The sequence below is a fragment of the Bradyrhizobium sp. genome (assembly GCF_030697065.1).
GTDB lineage: Bacteria > Pseudomonadota > Alphaproteobacteria > Rhizobiales > Xanthobacteraceae > Bradyrhizobium.
In genome coordinates this window covers 39,574-46,310 of sequence record NZ_JAUYQU010000095.1, presented here as the reverse complement: position 1 = coordinate 46,310, position 6,737 = coordinate 39,574, and the positions used below count along the sequence as shown (strand labels likewise).

At 63.1% G+C, this 6,737-nt stretch carries 10 protein-coding genes; 5 read left to right on the top strand and 5 right to left on the bottom strand.

What is annotated here, in order from left to right:
* Positions 1–295: 295 nt before the first annotated feature.
* Both Q8R73_RS07100 and Q8R73_RS07095 read right to left on the bottom strand, forming a co-directional pair.
* Positions 296–907 (bottom strand): cell envelope biogenesis protein TolA, encoded by a 612-nt coding sequence (locus tag Q8R73_RS07100; RefSeq protein WP_371126050.1) that lies wholly within the window; start codon positions 905–907, stop codon positions 296–298.
* A gap of 83 nt (positions 908–990) precedes the next feature.
* Positions 991–2,166: a zinc-dependent alcohol dehydrogenase gene (locus Q8R73_RS07095; protein ID WP_305718826.1), complete on the bottom strand. Its 1,176-nt coding sequence runs from the start codon at positions 2,164–2,166 to the stop codon at positions 991–993.
* Between the two features lie 268 nt (positions 2,167–2,434).
* Between Q8R73_RS07095 and Q8R73_RS07090 the strand changes: the two genes are divergently transcribed.
* The 4 genes from Q8R73_RS07090 to Q8R73_RS07075 all read left to right on the top strand — a co-directional run bounded on the left by Q8R73_RS07090 (position 2,435) and on the right by Q8R73_RS07075 (position 4,709).
* Positions 2,435–2,782, top strand: coding sequence for a hypothetical protein (locus Q8R73_RS07090; RefSeq protein WP_305718831.1), 348 nt, complete (start codon positions 2,435–2,437; stop codon positions 2,780–2,782).
* Between the two features lie 141 nt (positions 2,783–2,923).
* Positions 2,924–3,913, top strand: coding sequence for a tripartite tricarboxylate transporter substrate binding protein (locus tag Q8R73_RS07085; protein WP_305718825.1), 990 nt, complete (start codon positions 2,924–2,926; stop codon positions 3,911–3,913).
* Positions 3,914–4,035: 122 nt separating this feature from the next.
* Positions 4,036–4,284, top strand: coding sequence for a hypothetical protein (locus Q8R73_RS07080; RefSeq protein WP_305718824.1), 249 nt, complete (start codon positions 4,036–4,038; stop codon positions 4,282–4,284).
* Between the two features lie 170 nt (positions 4,285–4,454).
* Positions 4,455–4,709 carry a hypothetical protein gene (locus Q8R73_RS07075; protein WP_305718823.1) on the top strand — a complete coding sequence of 85 codons (255 nt, stop codon included), beginning with the start codon at positions 4,455–4,457 and terminating at the stop codon, positions 4,707–4,709.
* 32 nt (positions 4,710–4,741) lie between these two features.
* On the opposite strand, the gene Q8R73_RS07070 is transcribed toward Q8R73_RS07075, so the two are convergent.
* Together Q8R73_RS07070 and Q8R73_RS07065 are read right to left on the bottom strand one after the other, a co-directional pair.
* Positions 4,742–5,146: a type II toxin-antitoxin system VapC family toxin gene (locus Q8R73_RS07070; protein WP_305718822.1), complete on the bottom strand. Its 405-nt coding sequence runs from the start codon at positions 5,144–5,146 to the stop codon at positions 4,742–4,744.
* Positions 5,143–5,400: an antitoxin gene (locus Q8R73_RS07065; RefSeq protein WP_305718821.1), complete on the bottom strand. Its 258-nt coding sequence runs from the start codon at positions 5,398–5,400 to the stop codon at positions 5,143–5,145. The genes Q8R73_RS07070 and Q8R73_RS07065 overlap by 4 nt, the downstream gene beginning before the upstream one ends.
* A 166-nt stretch (positions 5,401–5,566) precedes the next feature.
* Here Q8R73_RS07065 and Q8R73_RS07060 point away from each other — a divergent pair, with 166 nt between their 5' ends.
* Positions 5,567–5,863 (top strand): putative quinol monooxygenase, encoded by a 297-nt coding sequence (locus Q8R73_RS07060; RefSeq protein ID WP_305718820.1) that lies wholly within the window; start codon positions 5,567–5,569, stop codon positions 5,861–5,863.
* A 117-nt stretch (positions 5,864–5,980) separates the two neighbouring features.
* Here the strand turns inward: Q8R73_RS07060 and flgH are convergent, their stop codons facing one another.
* Positions 5,981–6,736 carry a flagellar basal body L-ring protein FlgH gene (flgH, locus tag Q8R73_RS07055; RefSeq protein WP_371126049.1) on the bottom strand — a complete coding sequence of 252 codons (756 nt, stop codon included), beginning with the start codon at positions 6,734–6,736 and terminating at the stop codon, positions 5,981–5,983.
* Position 6,737 lies beyond the last annotated feature (1 nt).

Genomic DNA, 6,737 nt, shown 5'->3' with positions numbered 1-6,737 from the left:
CCGCAAGCTTGACACCAGCACCGAGGTGTCAGGACCGCACGATTTCGCATCCGTTTCAGGCGCCCTGGTCAGGAGCGCCATCCGCGTCCACCGCATCCCCGTCCCGCACTGGTGACCTTTGCGCAATGCCCCTCGGAGTGGGACGGGATGGCGAGACATATAGCCTGATTGTTGATTCCGATAAACAGAATTATTTTTGCGCGAGGGGCTTGACACGAATTCTGTAAATCGGAACTGATTTGCCCGACGGGTAGCCGCAGGTCGCGCGACGCGGCGCTTCCGTTTGGTGGGCCAGTCATCCGCGCGCACGGCGCAATGCGGTTTCCAGCTTTTCCTTCTGCTTGTTCCAGCGTTCGTCCTCCGCCTGCGCGCGTTGTTCGAGAGCGGCGCGCTCGGCGTCGATCGCGTCGATCCTCTGTTCATGCGCGCGGTTGGCTTCTTCAAGAGCGGCCTGGGCTTTCGCGACAGCCTGCTCCCGGCGCGCGCGCCGTTTCGCCATGACGGCTTCTGCCTTGCGCTGCCGGCTTTCGCGCTGCTTCTGCTCCTTCTCATAGGCCAATGCGGCCTTGCGGGCAGCGCGATCGTCGGTCTTGCCGGCAGATTTCTTGCCGGGCTTGACGCGTTGCTTCCCTGTTCGGGCTTTGACCGTCCCGCCGGAAAGGTCGGACGGCAGCTCCGCCTCTTCCTTGAAGGGGCCGTCCGAGCCGACAGGACGCCTGAGCACGACCCCCGGCTTCGACAGGGTGGCGGCGATCACGTCGGGGTCGTCAACTTCGCTCGCGAAGCCCTGATGAAACAGATTGCTCTTCGAACCCCATGCTTGCAGTGCCGCTTTCATCGACGGCGCCGCTATCGCCATGTCGAAGAAGCCCAGCGACGTCCGAAAGGTCTTGAGTTTCCGCGCCATGAGCCGGTGTAGCAGTTTTTCGCGCAGAACGGGATCGTCGTTTCCGACGACGATCCCGCAAGCCCGGGTCCATGGCGCTTCCGCTATTTGCCGGGCCGCAACACGACCTTGATGACGCCGTCTTCCTTGTCGCGAAACTTCCTGTACATCTCGGGCGCGTCTTCGAGGCTGGCCGGGTGCGTCACAACAAAGCTCGGATCGATCTCGCCGGCCTCGATCCGCTTCAGCAGCGGGGCCGTGTAGGCCTGAACATGGGTCTGTCCGGTCTTGATGGTGAGCCCCTTGTTCATCGCCGCGCCAATCGGGATCTTGTCGCCCATGCCGACATAGACACCCGGAATCGAGATCGTACCCGCCTTGCGGCAGCACATGATCGCCTCGCGCAGCACATGAACCCGGTCGGTGGCGAGAAACGTTGCCGCTTTCACCTTGTCGAGCACCGCATCGGCCGCGCCGTGGCCGGAAGCCTCGCAGCCGACTGCGTCGATGCAGCTATCCGGACCGCGCTTGTCGGTCCGCTTCATCAGTTCGTCATAGACGTCGGTTTTCGAGAAATCGATAGTCTCTGCGCCGCCGGCTTCGGCCATCGCAAGACGTTCAGGCACTTCATCGATCGCGATGACGCGCCCGGCCTGCAGCAGCAGCGCGGACCGGATGGCGAACTGTCCTACCGGACCGCAGCCCCAGATCGCAACGGTATCGCCCGGTTCGATCTGCGCATTGATGGCTGCCATGTAACCGGTCGGAAAGATGTCGGACAGGAAAAGCGCCTGTTCGTCGGTGACATTGTCCGGAACCTTGATCGGGCCGACGTCGGCCATCGGGACCCGAAGATATTCCGCCTGGCCGCCGGAATAGCCCCCAAGCATGTGGCTGAATCCAAACAGTCCGGCGGGCGATTGTCCCATCGCCTTGGCCGCCATCTCGGCATTCGGGTTGGTGCGGTCGCAGCACGAAAACAGGCCCTTCTGACAGAACCAGCACTGACCGCAACTGATGGTGAAAGGCACCACGACGCGATCGCCTAGCTTGAGGTTTTTGACTTCGGAACCGAGCTCTATCACCTCGCCCATGTTCTCGTGGCCGAGAATGTCACCGCTCTCCATGGTGGGCTGGTAACCGTCAAGGAGATGAAGGTCGGAGCCACAGATGGCACAGGCCGTGATCCTGATGATCGCATCGCGCGGATGCTGGATCTTTGGATCGGGAACGGTATCGACCCGGACGTCGCCTTTTCCGTGCCAGCATAGCGCGCGCATGATTCTCTCCTGCAAAAATGTCAGCGCCAACCTCCGAGATTGCAAAGCGTTCCGTTGAAACGCGGGCAGGCCTGGCTGGTTTCGGTGACCGACACCGCCCCCGCCGGGCATTTGTGCCAGCATAAACCGTGGCTACGTCGACATGGGCGTCGCGGGATCGCTCGGTTAGAACCGGTGCATCGGCTTCCGCGATTTGACTTCGTCATTGGCGCGCCCGACTATCGGGACGACCGACACATTGGCGATGCGGATCCCGATCCTGAATTTGATGGCCGAAGACAGCGCGACCGACGAAATTTCCCGGCTTGAAGCGCGGCTCGAGGAGCTTGCCGAGGCCGCCGAGCGATGCCGGAAGATCATTCTGGTTTCCAAGGCGGCCATCGCCGGCGGCGTCGGCTTGCTGCTGCTCGCGATGCTCGGCCTGTTCGGGGCCAACGCGCCCGCCGCCCTCGGATCGATCGCCGTAGTGCTGGGCGGAATCGTGTCGCTCGGATCGAATGTCAGTACGTTGCAGCAGACGACGGACGCCATGAGCGCCGCCGAACTGCAGCGTTCGGAGCTGATCGGCGAGATCGACCTTCGCGTGGTCGGCGACGGGACCCTCAAACTGACCTGACGGGCCTGTGCAGGCGCCTGCGGTCGAAGTGGCATTATGCAAGGAGATTTATTTCTGGTTGCATGCGCCGATCTGTCCATCTTTCTCACGTTGCAGAAGACGGCCGATGCGATAGGTTCGCCGGAAATTCAGGGAGGAATCATGTCAACGAAATTCAATCGCCGTCACTTCATCGCCGCCGGCACGGCCGCCGCCGCGATGCCTTTCATCGGGCGCGGAGCCTCGGCGCAGGGCGCCTGGCCGTCGCGGCAGATCCGCATGGTCTGCAGCTATCCGGCGGGCGGGCAGACCGACCTGCTGGCGCGCGCCTTCGGCGATTTCATCTCCAGACAGGTCGGGCAGAACGTCATCATCGAAAACAAGGCGGGCGCCTCCGGCTCGATCGGCGCCGCGGAAGTGGCGCGTGCGGCGCCGGATGGTCTCACCATCCTGTGCTCGATCTCGACCACCTATGTGATGAACCGGGTGATGATGAAGAACCCCGGCTACGACATGGACAAGGACCTGACGCTCGTCAGCATCATCCCCGGCGCCGGCCTGCTGCTGGTCGCGAGCCTGGAATCCGGCGTCAAGTCACTGGACGATTTCGTTGCTTTCGCGCGCAAGAAGGGCCAGGTGAACTTCGGCACCTATAGCGCGGGCTCGGCCCCGCACATGACGATCAGCGAACTCAACAAGCAATACGGTCTCAAGATCGAGCCGATCCACTACCGCGGCGAAGCGCCGATGTGGACAGGGTTGCTGGACGGTACGCTCGATGTCGCGATGGGCAGCTATACGGCCGCGCAGTCCGTCCTGCAAAGCAACAAGGGCACCCTGTTCGCGGTGCATTCGAGGAGGGTGCCCCAGATCCCCGACGTCAAGACCCTGCCTGAGCAGGGCGCGACATCGAAGTTTTTCACCGTGAGCGGCTTTTCGGGCTGGGCCTTGCCGAAGGCGACGCCGCAGCCGATCGTCGATCGGCTGTCGGAGCTCCTTGTCGCGGCCAACCAGGATCCGAAAGTGAAGGAAGTTCTCAAGACTTTCGCGCTCGATCCGGCGATCGGCTTCAAGGAAGCCAATGCCCTGTATCAGCGCGAATTGCCGATCTGGATCGAGGTTGGCCAGGGGCTCGGACTGCCGCCGGCCTGAACCGGGAAACGCCCGTCGCCGAAAAGACGCGCGCCGGCCGTTGAAAGGCAGGCGCGCAGGCGGATGCGCGGAACCAATTTCCGTCTGATCGATTGCCTGCGGGTATGACGGAGTTTGAAACCATGAACGATCAGCCCGCACAGCCGCCCTACGTCTATGAGGGCCTCGACCCCGCGCCGGAGCCGAAATCCGCGATCTCGGAAGTCACCGACGCCGTGAAGGGCGCGGCCCACCGGGTCACCGACGCCATCGAGTCCGGCCGCAAGCCCGGGATGCCGCTCAGTATCCTCGCCAACATCGCCCGCGAAGCCCCGCTCGGCTCGCTGCTGGTGGCGTTCCTGCTGGGGGTCGCCGTGGCCAGGCGGCGGTAACCCGGCAGCGTCAGGCCGCAAGGGTTTCTTAACCGGGAACCCGTTGCGGCGGCATCGGCGCGCATTGTTTCGAGAAATTTCAGGGTTGATGGCGTTAACTGCGACGAGGCGTTCGCGCTCGCGCGTGCCACGCTTTGGCAGTGTCGATTTTCCCGAATGAATCCACGGTGATGGACGATTCAGTTCAAATCTGCTGCACCCGGTGCAGGAATCTGTTCCGGGACCGGGCGCACCGGATCCAGAGCGGCTATTCCCGGCAGTGTCCCGCTTGCGAGGTGGTGCTGTTCTTCGAGGAAACTTCCCCCGACAAGAACATCAAGCGCGCCCTGGCCTTGGCGCGCGGCCTGCGCAAGGTGTTGCGGGAGATGGAAGCCGCCGGTCCGCGCAAGGCGAAGCCTGTTGCGGCGGGCCGCAGGTCGTACTGAAACTGCACTGAAGGCATTTCGCCTCCGCTTCATCATGCCGACCAGTTCACGACGATCAGTCCCGGCACCCGCTCGAATTCCCCGACGTTGGCGGTGACGAGCGTCAGTTCCCTGCGCAGTGCCTGTGCGGCGATCAGCACATCGTAATTGCCGATCGGAATGCCGAGCGGCTTCAGATGGGCGCGTATGAAGCCGGCCTCTCGCGCATCTTCCGCGTCGAACGGCAGGATCACGATCTGAGCGCTCAGAAACCGCTCAATGCGGTCAACGTTTTCGGAAATGCGCGTGCTCTTCGCCGCGCCGTACCATAATTCATGCAGCGCCGGCGCGGGCAGGGCAACAGGGCCGCGTATCAGCGCCTCGGCGAGGCGGTCAAGTATCTGCGGAGGCCGGCCATTGAGGGCTGCGATCGCGACGTTGGTATCGATACAGATCACGCCATTGCTGCCGCGTCATCATCATCAAGGATGGTGCCTTGATCGCGTCCATCCTCCATGAATGGAATGTCGCGGTACTCCCCGAGTTTTGCGCGCCATGCCGCGGTATCGAACGGCTTCTTCCCGGCAGGCTCGAGGATGACCTTGTCGCCGATCTTGCTGACCCGCACCTCGGTGCCCTCGAAGCGGAATTCCTTGGGCAGGCGCACCGCCTGGCTGCGGCCGTGCATGAAGAGCTTGGCGGTTGCACTCATGACCCAACCCCTTTTTGATAGATACCAATGATATATATCATCTGACCGGGCTATCGGTCAATCTTCCAGGGGCGCACTCCGAAGCCGTTGCCTTGACGATCGCGGGGCGCCCGGCACATTGCGGCGCATGGCGTGACCAGTGGGCGCGCCCCATGGGGACAACAAAATGATCCTGGTTACCGGCAGCATCCTGGCGCGGGAGGACACTTTCGCCGACGTCCGCCGCCTCTGTCTCGAACATGTCGAGCGCTCCCGGAAAGAGCCGGGCTGCATCTCGCATGCGGTGCATGTCGACTGCCAGAACCCGCTTCGCCTGTTTTTCTTCGAGCAATGGGCCGACGAACCCGCCTTGCGCGCCCACTTCGCGGTCGAGGGATCGCGCGAATTCGTCAGGTCGCTGAAGGGTCGGATCGTGGAGACCACGGGGACGCAGATCTACAGCGCGGTATCGATTGCGAGGTAGGCGAGCTGGATCCTCTTTGCCCCCAAACAACCGCGGCCCCTGCCAGGGGAGCTGGCAGGGGCCGCGTTGGAACACTTCGTCGCGCCTAGGTTCGCAATGAAGTGTGGGAGCTCTTGATCAGAACGGCAGCAGGATGTCCGTGACCTGCTGGCCGTAGCGCGGCTGCTGGACGTCGGTGATCTGGCCGCGGCCGCCATAGGCGATGCGGGCCTGCGCGATCTTGCTGGAATCGATGGTGTTGTCGCTCTGGATATCCTCCGGTCGCACGATGCCGGCGACGATCAGTTCGCGGATCTCGAAATTGACCCGGATCTCCTGCTTGCCCTCGACCACGAGATTGCCGTTCGGCAGCAATTGCGTGACCACGGCGGCGACGCTGGTCTGCAGGTTCTCCTGCCGCACCACCGAGCCCTTGCCGTCATAGGATCCGGCGGATTCGGTGGCCAGCAGCGTGCCGGGCAGCACCTTGGCGGCGTCGCCGGTCAACAGCTTGGAGCCGGCGAAATCGGTGATGCCGGAATCCTCCTTGGAGGTGCGGCTGCGCTGGCTCTGGTTGGCCATGTTGGCCTTGTCGGTGAAGTTCACGGTGATGGTGAGAATGTCGCCGATCCTCGCCGCGCGCTGATCCTTGAAGAACGCCCGCGAGCCGTTTCGCCACAGTGAATTGGCGTTGTAGGAGGCGGTCTCCGGCTTCGGCATCGGCATCTGCACCGGCTTGTAGCCGGGCTCCGCCGTCGGATTCTCGATCGCCGACAGTTTCGGCTTTTCGCCGATCTGCGACAGCCGGTCGAGCGAGGAACAGCCGCTGGCAAGCGCCGCGGTGATGAGCAGTGCGCCGGTCAGGAGCAGGCGGTGGATGCGGGAAGCGTACATT